This is a genomic window from Streptomyces sp. NPDC002958, assembly GCF_055563255.1.
The window spans coordinates 1-15,986 of the sequence record NZ_JBVHDS010000042.1; the positions used below are offsets into that span (position 1 = coordinate 1).

General features: G+C 68.8%; 21 protein-coding genes and 5 pseudogenes. 12 read left to right on the forward strand and 14 right to left on the reverse strand.

The window, feature by feature from the left end:
• Positions 1 to 398, reverse strand: a pseudogene (locus tag ACZ3IC_RS32815) (transposase); the annotation flags it as partial.
• 126 nt (positions 399 to 524) lie between these two features.
• On the opposite strand from ACZ3IC_RS32815, the gene ACZ3IC_RS32820 reads away from it, so the two are divergent.
• Positions 525 to 2,216 carry an ISAzo13 family transposase gene (locus ACZ3IC_RS32820; protein WP_467422193.1) on the forward strand — a complete coding sequence of 564 codons (1,692 nt, stop codon included), beginning with the start codon at positions 525 to 527 and terminating at the stop codon, positions 2,214 to 2,216.
• A gap of 9 nt (positions 2,217 to 2,225) precedes the next feature.
• Positions 2,226 to 2,303, forward strand: a pseudogene (locus tag ACZ3IC_RS32825) (DDE-type integrase/transposase/recombinase); the annotation flags it as partial.
• A gap of 149 nt (positions 2,304 to 2,452) precedes the next feature.
• On the opposite strand, the gene ACZ3IC_RS32830 reads toward ACZ3IC_RS32825, so the two are convergent.
• Both ACZ3IC_RS32830 and ACZ3IC_RS32835 read right to left on the reverse strand, forming a co-directional pair.
• The gene (locus tag ACZ3IC_RS32830; RefSeq protein WP_467422195.1) at positions 2,453 to 2,848 is read right to left on the reverse strand and encodes a DUF2267 domain-containing protein; all 396 of its coding nucleotides are present in this window, start codon (positions 2,846 to 2,848) and stop codon (positions 2,453 to 2,455) included.
• Positions 2,849 to 2,956: 108 nt separating this feature from the next.
• The gene (locus ACZ3IC_RS32835) at positions 2,957 to 3,388 is read right to left on the reverse strand and encodes an Hsp20/alpha crystallin family protein (protein ID WP_467422197.1); all 432 of its coding nucleotides are present in this window, start codon (positions 3,386 to 3,388) and stop codon (positions 2,957 to 2,959) included.
• Positions 3,389 to 3,516: 128 nt separating this feature from the next.
• On the opposite strand from ACZ3IC_RS32835, the gene ACZ3IC_RS32840 reads away from it, so the two are divergent.
• Positions 3,517 to 4,158, forward strand: a complete 642-nt coding sequence (locus tag ACZ3IC_RS32840; protein ID WP_467422199.1) for a type III effector protein — start codon at positions 3,517 to 3,519, stop codon at positions 4,156 to 4,158.
• Positions 4,159 to 4,422: 264 nt separating this feature from the next.
• Positions 4,423 to 4,560 (forward strand): hypothetical protein, encoded by a 138-nt coding sequence (locus ACZ3IC_RS32845; protein ID WP_467422201.1) that lies wholly within the window; start codon positions 4,423 to 4,425, stop codon positions 4,558 to 4,560.
• A gap of 93 nt (positions 4,561 to 4,653) precedes the next feature.
• Here ACZ3IC_RS32845 and ACZ3IC_RS32850 read toward each other — a convergent pair.
• Positions 4,654 to 5,342, reverse strand: a pseudogene (locus ACZ3IC_RS32850) (IS6 family transposase).
• Between the two features lie 192 nt (positions 5,343 to 5,534).
• Here ACZ3IC_RS32850 and ACZ3IC_RS32855 point away from each other — a divergent pair.
• Positions 5,535 to 5,705, forward strand: coding sequence for a hypothetical protein (locus ACZ3IC_RS32855; protein WP_467422204.1), 171 nt, complete (start codon positions 5,535 to 5,537; stop codon positions 5,703 to 5,705).
• 88 nt (positions 5,706 to 5,793) lie between these two features.
• Here the strand turns inward: ACZ3IC_RS32855 and ACZ3IC_RS32860 are convergent, their stop codons facing one another.
• The 9 genes and pseudogenes from ACZ3IC_RS32860 to ACZ3IC_RS32900 all read right to left on the reverse strand — a co-directional run bounded on the left by ACZ3IC_RS32860 (position 5,794) and on the right by ACZ3IC_RS32900 (position 10,565).
• A complete protein-coding gene (locus tag ACZ3IC_RS32860) occupies positions 5,794 to 6,042 on the reverse strand; it encodes a hypothetical protein (protein WP_467422206.1) in 249 nt (82 codons plus the stop codon).
• Between the two features lie 259 nt (positions 6,043 to 6,301).
• Positions 6,302 to 6,829: an HD domain-containing protein gene (locus ACZ3IC_RS32865; protein WP_467422208.1), complete on the reverse strand. Its 528-nt coding sequence runs from the start codon at positions 6,827 to 6,829 to the stop codon at positions 6,302 to 6,304.
• A 1-nt stretch (position 6,830) separates the two neighbouring features.
• Positions 6,831 to 7,706 carry a hypothetical protein gene (locus ACZ3IC_RS32870; protein WP_467422211.1) on the reverse strand — a complete coding sequence of 292 codons (876 nt, stop codon included), beginning with the start codon at positions 7,704 to 7,706 and terminating at the stop codon, positions 6,831 to 6,833.
• A 170-nt stretch (positions 7,707 to 7,876) separates the two neighbouring features.
• Positions 7,877 to 8,107, reverse strand: a pseudogene (locus ACZ3IC_RS32875) (helicase associated domain-containing protein); the annotation flags it as partial.
• Between the two features lie 91 nt (positions 8,108 to 8,198).
• On the reverse strand, positions 8,199 to 8,414 hold the full coding sequence (locus ACZ3IC_RS32880) for a hypothetical protein (protein WP_467422212.1): 216 nt from the start codon (positions 8,412 to 8,414) through the stop codon (positions 8,199 to 8,201).
• A 158-nt stretch (positions 8,415 to 8,572) separates the two neighbouring features.
• A complete protein-coding gene (locus tag ACZ3IC_RS32885) occupies positions 8,573 to 9,421 on the reverse strand; it encodes an endo alpha-1,4 polygalactosaminidase (protein ID WP_467422213.1) in 849 nt (282 codons plus the stop codon).
• 236 nt (positions 9,422 to 9,657) lie between these two features.
• Positions 9,658 to 9,798, reverse strand: a pseudogene (locus ACZ3IC_RS32890) (helix-turn-helix domain-containing protein); the annotation flags it as partial.
• Positions 9,795 to 10,040 carry a hypothetical protein gene (locus tag ACZ3IC_RS32895; protein ID WP_467422215.1) on the reverse strand — a complete coding sequence of 82 codons (246 nt, stop codon included), beginning with the start codon at positions 10,038 to 10,040 and terminating at the stop codon, positions 9,795 to 9,797. The gene ACZ3IC_RS32895 and the pseudogene ACZ3IC_RS32890, both read right to left, overlap by 4 nt.
• Before the next feature lie 51 nt (positions 10,041 to 10,091).
• Positions 10,092 to 10,565: a GNAT family N-acetyltransferase gene (locus ACZ3IC_RS32900; protein WP_467422232.1), complete on the reverse strand. Its 474-nt coding sequence runs from the start codon at positions 10,563 to 10,565 to the stop codon at positions 10,092 to 10,094.
• 80 nt (positions 10,566 to 10,645) lie between these two features.
• Here ACZ3IC_RS32900 and ACZ3IC_RS32905 point away from each other — a divergent pair, with 80 nt between their 5' ends.
• The 5 genes from ACZ3IC_RS32905 to ACZ3IC_RS32925 all read left to right on the forward strand — a co-directional run bounded on the left by ACZ3IC_RS32905 (position 10,646) and on the right by ACZ3IC_RS32925 (position 13,829).
• On the forward strand, positions 10,646 to 11,635 hold the full coding sequence (locus ACZ3IC_RS32905) for a transposase (protein WP_467422218.1): 990 nt from the start codon (positions 10,646 to 10,648) through the stop codon (positions 11,633 to 11,635).
• A gap of 232 nt (positions 11,636 to 11,867) precedes the next feature.
• Positions 11,868 to 12,374 (forward strand): DUF6624 domain-containing protein, encoded by a 507-nt coding sequence (locus ACZ3IC_RS32910; protein ID WP_467422220.1) that lies wholly within the window; start codon positions 11,868 to 11,870, stop codon positions 12,372 to 12,374.
• Positions 12,375 to 12,848: 474 nt separating this feature from the next.
• Positions 12,849 to 13,382 carry an RNA polymerase sigma factor gene (locus ACZ3IC_RS32915; RefSeq protein WP_467422223.1) on the forward strand — a complete coding sequence of 178 codons (534 nt, stop codon included), beginning with the start codon at positions 12,849 to 12,851 and terminating at the stop codon, positions 13,380 to 13,382.
• A 3-nt stretch (positions 13,383 to 13,385) separates the two neighbouring features.
• On the forward strand, positions 13,386 to 13,619 hold the full coding sequence (locus tag ACZ3IC_RS32920; RefSeq protein ID WP_467422225.1) for a hypothetical protein: 234 nt from the start codon (positions 13,386 to 13,388) through the stop codon (positions 13,617 to 13,619).
• Positions 13,620 to 13,634: 15 nt separating this feature from the next.
• Entirely contained in the window at positions 13,635 to 13,829 is a 195-nt protein-coding gene (locus ACZ3IC_RS32925) for a helix-turn-helix domain-containing protein (RefSeq protein ID WP_467422233.1), read from the forward strand.
• Between the two features lie 85 nt (positions 13,830 to 13,914).
• Here the strand turns inward: ACZ3IC_RS32925 and ACZ3IC_RS32930 are convergent, their stop codons facing one another.
• Entirely contained in the window at positions 13,915 to 15,057 is a 1,143-nt protein-coding gene (locus ACZ3IC_RS32930) for a helicase associated domain-containing protein (RefSeq protein ID WP_467422226.1), read from the reverse strand.
• A 493-nt stretch (positions 15,058 to 15,550) separates the two neighbouring features.
• Between ACZ3IC_RS32930 and ACZ3IC_RS32935 the strand changes: the two genes are divergently transcribed.
• Positions 15,551 to 15,688, forward strand: a complete 138-nt coding sequence (locus ACZ3IC_RS32935; RefSeq protein ID WP_467422228.1) for a hypothetical protein — start codon at positions 15,551 to 15,553, stop codon at positions 15,686 to 15,688.
• A 98-nt stretch (positions 15,689 to 15,786) separates the two neighbouring features.
• On the forward strand, positions 15,787 to 15,986 hold a 200-nt coding region (locus ACZ3IC_RS32940), incomplete at its 3' end, for a hypothetical protein (RefSeq protein WP_467422230.1).

Genomic DNA, 15,986 nt, shown 5'->3' on the forward strand with positions numbered 1-15,986 from the left:
GTGCTTGCTGCCGGGCCGGGCCCGATCGACCGGCGAAGGTCCGGTGTGAGCCCCCCTTTGAGCGCCCTGACATGCGAGCCGTCGATCGCCGCGTCCTCCATCTCCAGCAGGCCCTCTTTGCGTAGTTCCGCCAGAAGGACCTCGTGCAGACGGGGCCACACCCCGGCCTCGGTCCAGTCCCGCAGACGCCGCCAAGCTGTCACCCCACTGCAGCCGACCCGCTCTGCGGGAACGTCCCGCCAGCTCACGCCCTTGCACAGCACGTAAACGATGCCCCGCAGAGCAGCACGGTCATCGGCCGGCAGCCGCCCGGGATACCGATGCCGCCGGGGCGGACGAACCGGCAGCAGCGGGGCTATACGTTCCCACAGGTCATCAGACACAAGATCAGCAGACACCCGGCAGATCCTGCCGACATAGCACCCAACTGCCAAGCCACCACACCGATCTCATTCTGAAATGATCAGTAAGGGCGTGCAGATCTTTAACTCGTGGCTTTCCGCTCGGTGATTCGTTGGTCTGGTATGAGCGGGTTGGAAGGGCAACGGGACGTGCTGGCAGCCAAGTTCAGGGCGATTCTGCCGCACCTGGACGAGCGGCAGCGTCGCTTGTTGATAGGCGCGGAAGCCCGGTCTCTCGGCCACGGCGGGATCAGAGCGGTCGCCCGTGCCGCCGGTGTCCGTGAAGCCACCGTGTCTGCAGGAACGAGGGAACTCGACTCCGGAGAGGTCCCGTTGAGACGCATCCGCCGCCCCGGAGGCGGCCGCAAACGCGTCGTCGACCGGAACCCAGCCATCCGCGAGGCACTCCTCACGCTGGTCGAGCCCGACGTCCGCGGAGATCCCATGTCGCCATTGCGCTGGACCACCAAATCCACCCGCAAGCTCGCCGAGCAGCTGACCCGCCAGGGGCACAAGATCTCCGCAGACACAGTGGGCGACCTCCTGCGCGAGGAGGGCTTCAGCCTGCAGAGCAACGCCAAGACCCTGGAAGGCAAGCAGCACCCCGACCGGGACGCCCAGTTCCACTACCTCAACGAGCAGGCCCGCGACCACCAGGACAGCGGGGTTCCGGTGATCAGTGTGGACACGAAAAAGAAGGAACTGGTCGGCCCTTTCAAAAACAGCGGCCGTGAATGGGAGCCGAGAGGCGAGCCGGTGCGGGTCGACACCCACGACTTTCCCGACCGCGTCCTGGGCAAAGCGGTGCCCTACGGCATCTACGACGTCGCCGCGAACACCGGCTGGGTCAACGTGGGCACCGACCACGACACCGCCGCGTTCGCCGTCGAATCTATCCGCCGTTGGTGGAACGGTGCCGGACAGACCGCCTATCCAACGGCCGACCGGCTGCTGATCACCGCGGATGCGGGCGGTTCCAACGGGTATCGCACCCGCACGTGGAAGACGGAACTCGCTCGGTTCGCAGCCGAGGCCGGCCTGTCTATCACCGTCTGTCACCTGCCCCCCGGAACGTCGAAGTGGAACCGAATCGAGCATCGACTGTTCTCTCACATCACCATGAACTGGCGTGGAAGACCCCTGACCAGTCACGAAGTCATCGTCGAGAGCATCGCCGCAACCACCACCAGAACCGGCCTGACCGTGCACGCCGAACTCGACACCAACCCGTACCCCACCGGCATCCAGGTCAGCGACGACGAAATCGCAGCCCTGCCCATCACCCGACACCGTTTCCACGGCGACTGGAACTACACCCTCCACCCCCAGCACCCGCTGGACGCGATGGCGGTCAGCAGCACGTCAGACCGGACCACGGTGACCAGATCGCCTGGCCTGACCCGGCATTCGCTGCAGAACCCTGAACTGACCGGTATGACCCGCCAACAGCTCGACGCACTCATCGACGCGCTGACGCCTGCGCTGGAAATTCAACGCGAGCGAGTGCTCCGCACCCGCCGCGGTCACGAACGCCTGGTCGCCCCCGGCACAGGCGCCAAAGCCAAGCTCACCCCAACCGACCGGATCCTGGCCACCGTGCTCCATCTGCGGAAACTCGCGACCATGGACCTCCTCGGCCAGCTCTTCGGCGTCGCTGCCGTGACCATCTGCCGGGCGAGTCAGGAAGTCCGTCCGCTCCTGGAAGCACACGGCCATCGCATCAATGCCTCCACCGCTCGCTTCCGCACACCAGCAGACATCACGACATTCCTCACTTCAGACCCCACCGCAACCAAGATCAAACAGACGAGTTAATGATCTGCACGCCCTAAGTACCTGTGGCGGGCCGTCGACGCCGACGGCAACGTCCTCGACATCCTCGTCCAGAACCGGCGGGACAAGGCCTCTCCAGCATGTGCTCGTACGCCGTCCCGTACGGCTGCTGGTGCCCTTGCGGTGCGCGCCGTCGGTGATCACTGCGGTGCATGCCTTTCATCGGAGCCGGGATGGGGTGGCGCCCGGGGGTGTGGCACCACCCCAGGCCTTGGGGGTCAGGTGGGCTGGGGGCGGCCGAAGAGGAGGTCGTAGCCGGCGGGGAGCTGGAGCAGGATCTGCCCCAGCAGGTCCTCACCGGCGGCGTCGGCGACAGTGGACAGCACGGCGCTGACGTCCCAGGCCGCGGTCTGCTCGGTGGCGCCCTCGATCCAGGCCGCGGTCGCGCGGACGAACCGCTCCGGCGGGAGTGGCTCGGCGCTCTGCAGCGGGTTGAGCAGGATCAGAGCGAACTCCTCCGGCAGGCGTGCCGCGAGCTGGGCGCGGACCTCACCGACGAGGTGGGCGCCGAGCAGGGCGAGGACCACGCGGGCCGCGCGCTCGGCCTCCTCGGCGGTCTTGTATTCGCCGCGCTCGGTCACATGGTCGAGGAACGCTTCGCGTCGCAGAGTCATCTTGGCCGCACCCCCATTCTTCTTCGGGCTTCTCACGGGGTGCGGAGGGCGGGATAGCAGAGGGAGATCAGGAGTCCCGTCCTCCGCACCGCCTCCGGTCGGCTGGTGTCAGCCGGAGATCTCCTTGCGGCCGGAGCCGACGCCGATGGAGATCTTGCGGGGCTTGGCGCGCTCGGCGATCGGGATGCGCAGGGTGAGCACCCCGGCGTCGTAGTCGGCCTGGATGTGCTCGGTGTCGAGGGTGTCGGCGAGCACGATCTGGCGGGAGAAGACGCCCAGCGGCCGCTCGGACAGCTCCATCTGCACGTCGTCGGCCTTCGCCGCCGGCCGCCTCTCGGCCTTGACGGTCAGCATGTTCCGCTCGACGTCGATGTCGATCGCGTCCGCGGCCACGCCCGGAAGGTCGAAGGCCACCACGTACTCGTCGCCCTCGCGGTAGGCGTCCATCGGCATCGCCGACGGCTTCGACCAGGTGCCCGGGCCCATCAGCTGCTGCGCCAGCCGGTCCAGCTCACGGAAGGGGTCAGTGCGCATCAACATCGTGAAACACCTCCAGCGGGTTGTAGGCGGTTGTTGCCAATGCGCTGCACTGACACCGTTGTAACATGTCATCCAACGGATGACAAACATGATGTCGTCATCACGATGACACTCCGAAGGGGGTGCCCGTGACCGCAGCCCAGAAGCTGTCCACGACCAGCACCGACGCCCACAGCCCGGCGTCGTTCCTCGCCGCCGCAGCGGCCCTCAACGCCATAGACGACGCCCTGCACACAGCCCACCACGAGGCTCCCGCTCCCCCGTCCGGGACCGGGCCGGGCCCGGAGCAGGCCCTGGCCTCCCTGATGCTGCTGCGGCAGGTCCGCGAGCAGCTCGCCGGATGGGAGACCGGCCTGATCGAAACCGCCCGCGACGCCGGCGCCAGCTGGGCCGACCTCGCCCACCCCCTCGGCGTCACCAGCCGCCAGGCCGCCGAACGCCGCTACCTACGCGGTCGCCCCGGCCCCGCCGGCACCACCGGCGAACAACGCGTCACCGCCACCCGCCAGGCCCGCGCCACCCGGCGCAACACCGCCACCTGGGCCCGCCGCAACGCCGCCGCCCTGCGCAGCCTCGCCGGCCAGATCACCGCCCTCACCGACCTGCCCCCCACCGCCCGCCTCCCGATCGGCGAGCTCCACGCGGCCCTCGCCCACGACGACCCCGCAGACCTCATCGCCCCTCTGACCGCCACCCGTCCCCACCTGGCCGTCACCCACCCCGGCCTCGCCGCCCAGATCGACACCCTCACGCCCCCTGACACCGCTTGATGCGCCGGAGCAGCCCGTCGGCCTCTGTTCTGGGCGGCACCTGGCAAGGCGAAGGCCCCGACCGCTCGGGGAGATCGGGACCTTCGTCTTCCTCGGGGGAAGCTGACGCGGCCCCGACGCCGGGCGGGTATCGGGGCCGCGGACCGCACAGGCCGTGAAGGCTCATGACCAGTGCACGCGTCACCGTCTCAACGCCCTCCTCACCTGCAAAGACACGGCCGACCTCAACACGGTGCACCTCCCGCGCCTGGGAAGATGAGCCTCATGGAGCCGCTGCCCATCCCCTGCCCCGCCGACCTGATCCCGGACGCGACCGGCCTGGACGCCTTCGACGCCGCGTACAAGGAAGCCAAACAGCAAGGTGCCGTGTTCGTCGCCGTGGCAGGGCCCGATGGACGGTGAAGGCCGACACACCTACCGGGCTTTATCAGGTTGAGCGAGTGCTCGAGGGTGTGAGCCGGTTCGACGCGTTTCGGCTTCGGCGGTGACAGCGGCTCAGGCTACGGCGGGCAGGCTGGCGACGCGCCGGTGATCTGGTCCCAGATCGCGAAGCGGATGATCTGCGCGGTAGTTCGGGGCGGTGAGGAGGTGACGGCGGGGTCGGAAGTGGGGTGAGATGCCGCTGAACGCGGCCAGGAACCGTTGTGCGGCACCCACCGATCGGAAGCCTTTCATCGCGCGCTCGCGTTGTCTCGTCGGCTGGTGGGAGTTCTCGGCCCGGTTGTTCAGGCCCTTGTGCGAGCGGTGCTCGACGGAGGGCATGACCTCGCGGTGGGCGGCGCCGTAGGAGCGGAGCTTGTCGGTGACGATCACCCGGGGCACCGACCGGGTCTTCTTCATCAGCTTCCGGAAGAAACGCCTGGCCGCGGCCTCGTCCCGCCGGTTCTGCAGCAGGATGTCGAGCACGTTCCCGTGCTGGTCCACGGCCCGCCACAGGTAACGCTGCGCGCCGTTGATCTTGACGAACACCTCGTTCCAAGTGCCACTTGTCACCAGGCCCCGGACGGCGCCGACGTAGAGCAGCGGCATAAGCCGGGCCGAACCGGCGCGTCCACTGGTGGACTGTCTCGTGGGTGGTACAGCCACACGCAGTGGGAGATGACCTCCGGAGGGAAGCGGAAGCCCCGGTACGACGGCGTCACCACGGACAGCCCCTCCAGCGATTCGACCAGAAGGATGATCATGCCGCCTGAGAAGGCCACCAATCAACCTGACAACACCCTTCGGTGGGCTCGGCGAGTTCGGCCAGGATTTCCTTGATCGGGGCGATGATGGCGGTGTGCAGCTCGACCTCGCGCGGCCATCCGCGTTCAGGGGCGTCCTGGACGAGCTGCGGCGACGACGCCGTGCGTCAGCTGCTGCAACTATGTGGCCCAGTGGGGTCGGCAGACCTGGTCACCGTTCTCACCAGCCTCCTCGCGACGCTCCTCTCCACGATCGCAGGGCCAGGAGGCGATCCAGAAGTCCTGCTCGACTCCCTGCTCCGCACGCAGGTCGACAGGGCACGCGCACTGCGCGCCGTCCACAAGGACCGCTCCGACGGATAGCCGGCCGAGCTGCCGCCATCGTCACCGCGGCCTGGGCAACGAGCGCTCAGGCGCTCCGGGCCCCGGGTACGGTGGACAGCCGAGCAGTTCAGCCAGCGAGATCGACGTCCAGGAACTCTTTGACAGTGAGGCCGTGCAGGGCGCCACGCCGCCGCCCTGCCGAAGAGCGACGGCCGTGGCGCCCTCGTGCCGCCGCTCTGTCGGGCCGCAGCCGATGCGGGGCATGTGCACCGAGGCGGGCAGTCGTCTGGGCCCGGACTTCGCGCGGGTCGTCGGCGGCGGTGACGTCCAGGACCACGAGGCCCAGCTCGGTGATGTGCTGCTTGTCGATACGCATGCCTCCGATGACGACGCGGTACGGAGGCCTGGTTCGCCGATGGCCGCGCGACCGCCCGGACGGGTGACAGCCGTAGTCACGCTGCCCGCCGCGGGTCGCGGGGGTGCCACCGGCCCGTAGACAGAGAAGGTGCAGCCCGCGGTCTGTGACAGGACGACCTGGGCTGCTGCCCCTCATACCGGGGCCCGCGCCACCCCAGAGGGTGCAGGCCCCGGCGACACTGCACCGGGCGGGCTGAACCGGCCGGTTACCGGTCGGGCTATCGGAGGTAGTTCTGCTGCCACTCCAGCGACGGCATGGACAGCGCGGCCTCGGCGAGGGCCTTCGCCGACGGCGTCTTGAGTGACGCGAGGCTGGTGTCGATCCAGTTCTGGGTGAGGCTGCAGCCCTGTTCCCGATACTCCACCGCTTGGACCAGGCACTCGAGCTTGTCCGCGTCGCGGGCGACGACCGCCTCCGGGGTTTCGCCAGCTTCGTACTCGTCGACCGCGCTCTGCACCCCGGTGCGGACGGCCGGGTGAGCGTTTGAGACCTGGTCTGCGGTCACCTCGCAGTTCGGGGCGGCCCGCAGGTAGCGGCGGCCGATGTGCGGGATGTCGCCGACGCGGGTTTCCTGGCTGTCGTGGAACAGGCACATCAGCGCGACCCGGGCCGGGTCGGCGCCTTCCATCATGGCGAGGACCGAGCCGATGATCCCGACACGGAAGGAGTGCTCGTCAACCGACTCGGGGTTCTTGTTGCCGGTGAACCACCAGCCGGTGCGGGCGGAGCGCTTGGGCACACCCATCTCAGGCCCGCGGGGGTGCCAACCACCGTTCTGCGCGGCCCTGCTTGTCGGAGTCTCCAGAGCGGCGAGCGTGCGCCAACAGTCGGGCGCGCAGCGGTTCGGGCAGGCCGGCAACGTCCCGCTTCTGGCGCGGGCGGGTCTTCCAGCCCACCAGATGCCGCACGGCCCCGGCATCGTGCCGACCCTCGGCCCGCGGATCGGCCAGGCCGACGAGCAGGTCGGCGATCGGCACCCTGCCGAGCAGTTCGCCAGGCACGCCCTCGTGGACGGGGTAGCCGGAGCAGCGCCCGCTGCCGGAGCCGTACCAGTCGAGCAGGGCCAGCACCCGCTCCACCGGGTCGGGGAACGTCAGCTGCAGTCGGTCCGTGAGTTCCGCGAGCAATTCGGAGGAGGGCCTGCCGCCGGTGCGGGAGAGGTCGAGGATCCGGTCGGCGGTTCTCTCCAGTCCGGCGGGCATCGCGGCCAGCCAGTTGCGCTCCTCTTCGGCCCCTTCCTCCGCCCGTAGCCGGTCGGCCTCGAACTGCTGCATAGGGCCGGGCATGCCGTGCCCGTCCAGCCACGCCAGGAGCAGGCGGCCGTCGGCGAGGACGGCGTCGCTCTCCCACTGCCCCCACCTCAGTGTCGCCCCGTGGTGCAGGACGACGACTGTGAGCCGCCCACCGTCCCGGTCGAACACCTCGAAGCGGACGTCCCCAAGGCACATGCAGTGAAACCCGGGCAGCGATTCCACGGCCATGGCCGCCCTGAGCCGCGCCGACTCCGCCGGATCGGAGAGGTCCACCCGGATCTCTCCGTCCACCCCGAACCCGCTCACCGAACTCACCTGGACCACGTGCGCCTGCTGCAGCACGCTGTCCAGTGCTGTCGTCCCGTCCATGAACCGATCCCTCCCGGGCCGCAGGTGCACAGCCCGCCCGATTCCACCGCGGCACCCGACCGCCTCGCAACCCGGTCCCCCCCGCGCCCGCACAGCTCGCGCGCCGACAGGCGGATCCCTCCGGGGTGAGGGGGATCATTGCCAAACGGGACGGACCTTGCCGACGACCGTCAGATCCAGTCGATGCCCAGGTCCCGCAGCGCGTCCAGCTGCTCCTGGGTGAGCTTGTCGCGCCGGGTCCTGGTGTTGGAGACCCACACGCCCAGCTTCACGACCACCGGCTCCGCCTCGCCGTCGACCGCGACTTCTTCGCTGTGACCGCGAGGAACAGACCGCTGGCCCTCCCGCGCGACCCATTGCGCGAGGGCCGCCAGGCCCCGCTGGAACGCCTGCTGCGCCTTCATGAACGTCATTTATGAGAGTCACGGAACGTGAGAGCCGTGGCCGGAGGTCGCCCGGTAGCTGGCCCTAGCGCCATTTTTCTCAGGCGCCTCACGAGGCGTGGAACCGTCGACGAGAGTGCCGCCAATGCTCGGTGCTATCCTGCGCGTCGTCCACTCCCGCGCTGATCAGGCCCGGCAGCACTGTCGCCTTCAGCACGGTGGACGGGGCGCCGACCGCCGCGCCCTCCTCATCGGCGTACGGGATGAACTGGGTGTCGTCGAGGTGGTGTCGGACGGTGCCCACGAGGAAGCTGCCCAGGCGCACTGGTCACCTCCGGGCAGGCGACGGACAGGAGCGCGGCGTACGGGCCGTTCGGGATGGTCTCCGGGGGCGATGCCGACCGCCGCAATCTTGGCAGCCGTCTCCTCGCGGTTGGGAATGAGGGCGGGCGTATCGGCGATCGCCGTCACGCTCCCAGGGCATCAGGAGCCGCTGCAGGTCCTGCGGAGGTAGCCCTTGCTGCCAGCGGGCACGAGGTTCAGGTCCCGCCGGACGATGCTGATCTCGTCGCCCCAGCCTTGGCACGCCCGTTTCAGGCCCTGCTCGCTGTACTCGATCACGAGGACGTTGTCGCCGAACGCGTCGGTGAAGTCGCCGCATTCGTCGTACTGGCCGCACTCCTCCACCACGGCGAAGTCGAGGCCGACCTCTGCGCGGGCCGGAGCGAGGTCCGCGGTGTTCTTCTGACCGATGGCCAGGCCCTGCGCGTGCGCGTGGGCAGAGAGCAGTGAGAGGAACGCCTTCGCGTCGTCCGCGGTCAGCAGTCCGTCGGGCACGCGTGTGTAGCTGTCATAGTTGTCCGGCTCGACGGCCTGGTAGCCGTTGGCCGCGCATGCGTCGATCCAGGTGTTCACCTTCCGTGCGATCCGCTTGCGCTTGGCGTCGGTGCCAATGTCCAAAATCGCCTCCCCCCAGTCCTCGTCCATGACGACCTCGCCCCCCTTGTCGCGGAGGAGCAGATCGGCGCCCCATTCCTTCTCCGCGCCCGGCTGAGCCTGGAAGGCGTTGACGTAGCAGATGTTGTAGATCCCCTGTGCGGGCGGTGCCGTGTGGTCACGGGCGACGACGGTCACCCCTGTTGGAAGGGTGGAGGGACCACCGAGCTGATAGTCGAAGCCCGCATGCACGGGGGGAAGGGTGACCTTGGCCGGGGACGCGGAAGGCTTCGCCTCGGGATGGCCGCCGCTCGAACAGGCGGTGGCCAGCAAGGAGACGATGACGGCCGGCACCACGAGTGCCGAAGGGACCCAGGGAGAAGAGCCGGGACGCATGGTGGACAGACTCCAGATAGGGGTTTGCCGCCTCCTTGGGAAGCGGTCAGTTCGTCAGGGAGATCAACACGGCGGTGCTGCATGCGTTCCAGCTCGGCACGCAGCGCGGCGACGTCCTGGTCCTGGCCGCCGCCGACATCGCTGTTCTGCTCGCCCGGGGACGATGGGGCTGGCTCGTCCGGTGCGTCCGGCGGTGCCGGGGCGTTCAGCCGGAATCCGGCCGACAGCAGGTCATCCACAGGGATCAGCCACCCGCCTACCGGGTCTTGGACCGCGCCGGGCAGATCGCCGGCCTCGCGGAGGCGGCGGATCGTCGTGCGGCTGACGCCACACGCAGTAGCGGCCTCCCGCTGGGTCAGCATCGGACGCGTGCTCATGGCCCCATCATCCCCGTGGCCGCGTCTCTGGACGGCTGGTCGGCGGCGTGTTTGTGGCCGGTGCCGAGGGGGCGCCTGCGCCCTTCCGGCACCGGCCCGGTGACGGACGGTTTGGCGGTCGGGACGGCGGTGATGATGCCTTCCGCGGCGAGGCCGGCGCGCGGCGCGGTGGGCGACAACCCGGAGTTGTCGGGGCACGGTTCAGGGCGGGGGCCGGTGCCCAGCGGGCGGCGGTCGTTCATCCGGCCAGTCTTCCGACGTGATCAAGCGGCGCGCTTACGGGGTGGGGAAAATTAGCCGTCCAACCGCAGCACCAGCTCGTCGACCTCCGCTCCCCGCGCGTTCGCGAAGCCCCGGTCCTCGCCGACGACCTTGAAGCCGCACTTCTCCAGGACCCGCACCGATCCGGTGTTGTCCGCCGCCGCCCGGGCCAGCAGCGGGCGTTCAGGGACCTCGGCGAGCAGCCCCCGCAGCGCCGCGGTCGCGATGCCCCGCCCCCAGTAGTAGCGATCGATGAAATACGTGACCTCCCGCTCGCCCGGATCGCCGTACACGGCCGCGTGCCCGACCACATCGCTGTCCGCGAGCACGGTGCGGGTGACGACGTCGGGCGAGGCGAGGATGCGCTTCCAATGCGCGTCGAAGTGGGCCCGGTCCGTCGGGTCCTCGGCGGTGAAGGCGGCCATCTGATTCGACTCGGGATCGCTCATGTGCCTGAAGAACACGGGCAGATCGCTGGGGTGCACGGGACGCAGGGAGACATCTATGGAAGCCATGGGTCCGACCCTAACGACCTTGGGGGAAGGACGGGAGTGAGTCGGCCGTGACATAGGAAGGGCCTCACGGGTTGGGCGAGTTTGTGAAGCTGACCTGGGCCCGTACGGCCTGTACCCATCCTGCCCTGTCAGGGGTCTCCCGCGCACAGTTCGGGGAGTTGCTCGAAGAACTCGCCCAGCCCTGGGCGGCGGCCCGCGCGCCGGCCCTGCACGTGATGAGGGGCGGTCCCCGCAAGCGGGCCGAGGGCGCCGGACGCAAGCCGCGCCTGGTGTTCACCGACCGGCTCGCGGACACCCTGGTCCACCTGCGGCTCGAGCTGCCACATGCCGCCCTGGCCGAGTTGTACGGGGTGGACCGCTCCACCGTCTCCGCCGCGATCCGCGAGGTCAGACCCTTGCTTGCCGCGCGGGGCTTCGCCATCCCGGACCGCCTCGGTCTGCGCATCCGCACCCTGGACGACCTGTTCGCCTACGCAGATGCCGAAGGCGTCGGCATCCGGCTCGACGGCACGGAAGTCCAGGTCCGACGCCCGCGCGCGGGCCGCCCCGGACGCAAAGCCTTCGTCTCGGGCAAGAAGAAGCAGAACACGATCAAGACCACCACATTCAGCGACCACCAGGGCCGCCCCCTGTTCTCCGGTGTCGTCCGCCCGGGCCGCATGCACGACCAGACCGCTGTGCGTACCGAGGGCATCGCCGAACAGTTCCGCCTCCACCCCGATGTGCACGCCGAGGTCGACTCCGGCTACCAGGGTCTGGCCAAGGAGTTCCCGTCGCAGGTCAGCGCCCCGCCGAAGAAGCCGGCCCAGGACGCTCCCGACGGCGACAAGCGTGCCTGGCGCGAGGCGCGCAGGCGGCAGTCATCGGCCCGCATCGTGGTCGAACACACCAACGCCGAGTTCAAGCAGTGGCATCCGCTTCAGCGCTACACCGGACGCCGCGAGGACTACGAGCAGACCCACCTCGCCATCGCTAGCCTGGTCTCCGACCGCGCGGCCCGACGCACGACCCGTCGCCTCACGAGCACCGAACTCGTGCCTGTTTGCGCGACGGCCTGCTGAATCACCCACCAGCCAAACCGCCAGACCAACACGACCCGACCTCAATTTTCCCCAAGGTCGTAAGCGTCGTGGCACGAGCCGAAAACTCCGGCTCTGGCTCCAGGGGTAGATCCATTATCGCGGTGCGCGGAGGCACCTGTCACCGTTCTCCGGAATGATCTTTACACCCGATATGTTCTTCTGGGGTTGCGGGTGACGAGCACAACGCAACGACTTGACCAGGGAGTTGAGAGTGACGCACGACGTTGCCGCGCTGGCGGAGGAACTCACGGCCATGGCCGCGGCCGATCACCAGTCCTCAGTCCACGCGAATAGCGACGACCCCGCCGAGCAACTGGCGTGGCGCCGACTGACCGCACGGCACGGTGACCGACTCAGTGAGATCATGGATGAGTACGGCTGGCCGACAGCAGAAGACATCGGCGAGGAGGCCGCACGCGCGGCATGGCTGATTGCCCAGCACGCCGACCGGCAGCTCGACGTCCAGCGACGTGCCCTCCACCTGATGCAGCAGGCAGTGTTGGCAGGCTCGGCCAGCCCACGTGAGCTGGCCTTTCTGCGCGACCGCACGCTGACCAACGAGGGCCGCAAGCAGATCTACGGCACTCAGATCGCCGGCGTGAATGACGGGGCACCGGTTCCGTGGCCCTGCGAAGAGCCCGAGCGCATGGACGAACTCCGCGCCGAAGTCGGCATCGAGCCCTTCGACGAGTACGTTGCCAAGTTCGCGATGGCCTGACGCCCATTCTCAGCGACGTCCGGCGGATCACCGCCGGGCTCACGGCTGGCGTCCCAGCGCCGTTTGCGGCTGCCGACCCGACGCGGCTCTTACCAGCGCCCCAAGTCCTGACCCGACCCGTTCATGAACCGAGGCCGGCGCCCCTTGCGGGGCGCCGGCCTCGGCCCGGTTGAGCCCGAACCGCTCTCCGCCGGTCGTGCCAATGCCCGTCCTCGTCGTCCACCGCAGATCGGAGAATCCGTCGGTCCCGGATCGAACACGGGTCGAGATCCTGTGGGCCGGCGGGCTGTCGGGGCCCGTCGACCAGTCCGGATCCGATGCGCTTCACGCTACCGCCCAGCCCCCTCCCCACGGCCAGAAAACCCACTCGTTCGGGGTGCGGGCAAAACAACTTGTCGGAACGAGGTTGACGCCCCTCACGCGACCGCCCGCCACCCCCTGGTGGGGCCAACTTCAGTGTCGAAGTGGGGCCAATTGAAGTTGCCACAAACAGCCAGCCTGACTCGCTTTGCCATGGTGCGTGCCGGCGGTGACCTGCCCGCGGCTGAAGATCTGGTGCAGGTAACGTTCATGGCTGCCGTCCAGCAATGGGGCACGCTGGCTGGCTCGGACAGGGAAGGACAGCGGGCGTGGCTGCGACGGGTCTGTCATAACAAGTGGGTCGACAGTGTGCGGGCGGACATCCGCCGGGGCCGCGCGCAGAACGACCTGGAACGCCTGGAAAGCCGACTCAGCGCAGACCCAGTAGATGCGATCCTCGCGCGGGATGATCTCGAACGATGCTGGCAGGTGATCCAGGACTTCCCGCCCAGGCGCCAGCAGATCGCGCTGCTGTACTTCGTGGAGCTGAAGTCCGTGTTGTGGATCGCTGAGGTCCTCGATCTCCAGCCGTCTGGGGTACGCAAGCACGTGGCGAAAGCGCGAGAGCAGCTACGCGAGACCATCAGCGGACTCCCCGCCGAAGACGCAACCGAAGCGATCACGCTGAACGCTGGAGAGGAGGAGTAAGCCATGACGGACAACGAGCAGCACAGCCCCCTCAACACCGACATCCTCATCGGGAACCTCTTACACCAAACCGAGGCCGTGGTGCCCCTGGACGAGACGAGCCTGGAGCATGGCAAGGTGCGGCTCCTGACCTGGCTCAGGAGTGTGTCCGATGACGCCGAACCCGCATCCCCGCAGAGCATGGACCGCAAGGACGCCACCGACACACTGGACCGGCCGCAGCCCGCATCCCCGTAGGACTTTGACCGTCCGCTGAACGAGGTGAAGTTCCTGACGGCTGCTGAGGTCGCCTCCATCATGCGCGTATCCAAGATGACCGTCTACAAGCTCGTCCATGGCCGCCACCTGCCCGCGATCAGGGTTGGCCGTTCCTTCCGGATCCCGGAACAAGCCGTGCACGAGTACCTGCGCGAGATCTACATCCGCATCGGTACTGAACACCACTAACCCGATTCGCCGAACCCCGGGCACCGTCAGCCGTGGGGCCGGACAGGGCTTCCCTTGTCCGGCCCCACGGCCTGTCTGTACGGCGCTACGCCCAGCGCATTCCGATCGCGGACAACTGCTCCACCCGTTCCGGCGCCAGCGACGAGGCCCGGGAGCGCTGGTTCCCGACCCATGCGCCGAGCTTCAGTGGCACGTTCCGCTGCTCCTGGTCCTCGCCATCGTTCCCGCCGACGGTGATCGTCTCGACGTGCTTGCGCGGCACCCGAAGGTGGCCCTCGCGCTCGAAGAACTGGGCTGCGGCGGCGAGGTGCATCGCCCATTTCTCCGCCTGACTGGTCCGCTGCTTCGGCTTCTCTTCCTTGGTCGCGGGCTGGATCCCGAGGACCTGCTCGCACATCCACTGCTGCACTCCGGTCAGCCTTTCCCAGCCCAGCCGCTGCGCCCGCACCCATCGCCCGAGGTCTTCGCCGCGGTGCACGACGACGCCCGGCTCGGTGGGCAGCTCGCCGCAGACCTCCTCCAGGTGCATCCGGGTGAGGTGGAAGGCCCGCTGCCATTCCACCGGCCAGGTCGGGCACCAGGACGGGTCGATCTCCTCCAGCTGCTCGCGCCGTTCCTCCGACAGAGCGCCAGCCCATGACTCCACCGACAAGCCTTCGGCCTGGCGCTGTTCGAGGTCCAGGGCGCGCCGGGCGGCGGCGCGGGCGTTCTTCAGCCAGATCCCGACCTTGTAGCCCTGGTGGGCAGCGTTGAGCGGGGCAAGGAGGTGGCCGTGTTCAGCGGCCCATCCACGGGCGGCACTGAGGCCTTCTTCCCAGGCGACGTCGAAGTGGCTCCAGACCATGCCGAGCTTCTCCAGCTGCGCGATACGGTCCTCGTTCATGTCTCCGCGGGCGTAGAAGCGGCGGGCGTCGGCGGTCCACTGCCCCAGAGGGAAGTTGGCGAGCGAGGCCGGCCACCCGACCCCCTCGGCTTCCTCCCCGGACGGGACGCGGTACGTGAACGGGACGCGCAGGTCGCCGTGCTCGCGCGCGAAGATGACGGCGGCCTCCACGCCGCGCCGCCAGTGCTCGTGCTCGGGGTTGAGGACCCGCAGGTTGATGAACGCCGCGAGGGTGGCCGGGTCGCGCGGCGTGGAGAACTTCAGCAGGGCCTTGGCGTGGGCGCTGACGCCTCCGGAGCCGTCGCCGTGATGATCTGCGATTTTTTGGCGGTGGTGGTTCGGCATCGTGATGTCAGTGCGGTAGCTGCGGTGTCTGTGCTGTTCAGATGGTCGCGGTGAGTAGATTCGGGTGGTGACACGGTTGCCGATTTGGTGCTGACGTTTTTGGTGATGGTGCGGGTCGGTTTGTTGCCGGTCGGTACAGCATGGGGTGTGTTGTCGCTGGTCAGCTGGTCGATGGTGTCGCGGACTTCGGCGACCAGCAGTTCAGGGGTGAGTCAACTCCGGGGCTCGCTGAACTTCCAGTGCGCCAGATCAGCGGCACCGTCAGCGCCGACTGCCCCACCACCGTCTTCGCGGCTGTTCCTCACCCGCTGGCACCGATGACGCCGTGCCGGGAGTCCCCTGCGCCGGCACGGTCGGCCCCGCCAGCTCCGCCCGCTCCGGGGCGGGCATCAGAGCGGCGAGTGCCCGCTGCAGGTCCTCGATGTGCGCGCCACGCTCTGACTGACAGCCGCGCCCTCAGCTGCGCCGTCTCCGCCTGCGCCAGCTCCTGGCCGTGCCGCGCCTCCGCCAGCTCCAGCGTGTGCCGGTGCTGCATGCGCTCCAGCTCGGCACGCAGCGCGGCGACGTCCTGGTCCTGGCCGCCGCGCACCGACTCCTACCGCCTCGCGCCGAACAGCAGAGCATCGGCTGACACCACTCCCCGGGCCCTTCCCACCCCGCACTGCGGTGGACGGACCGGGCACAGGAAGGGCGGGCATGCCGCTACGCCGGACGGCAGGACTCGCAGACGTGGCTGTCGATCGCTGCCACCAGGTCGCGAGCGGCTGCCCGCACGGCGGCATCCTCGTCACGGGCCAGAACTTCCGCCATGCTCCTGCCGTCAAGCACAGCTCGGTGAGCCGCCTGCTGCACCTCGATCTTGGGAGGATTGGCGTGCTCGAGGATCGTCTGCAGCAACTCGATCACGCCGGACCGACTGGTGACCGAGT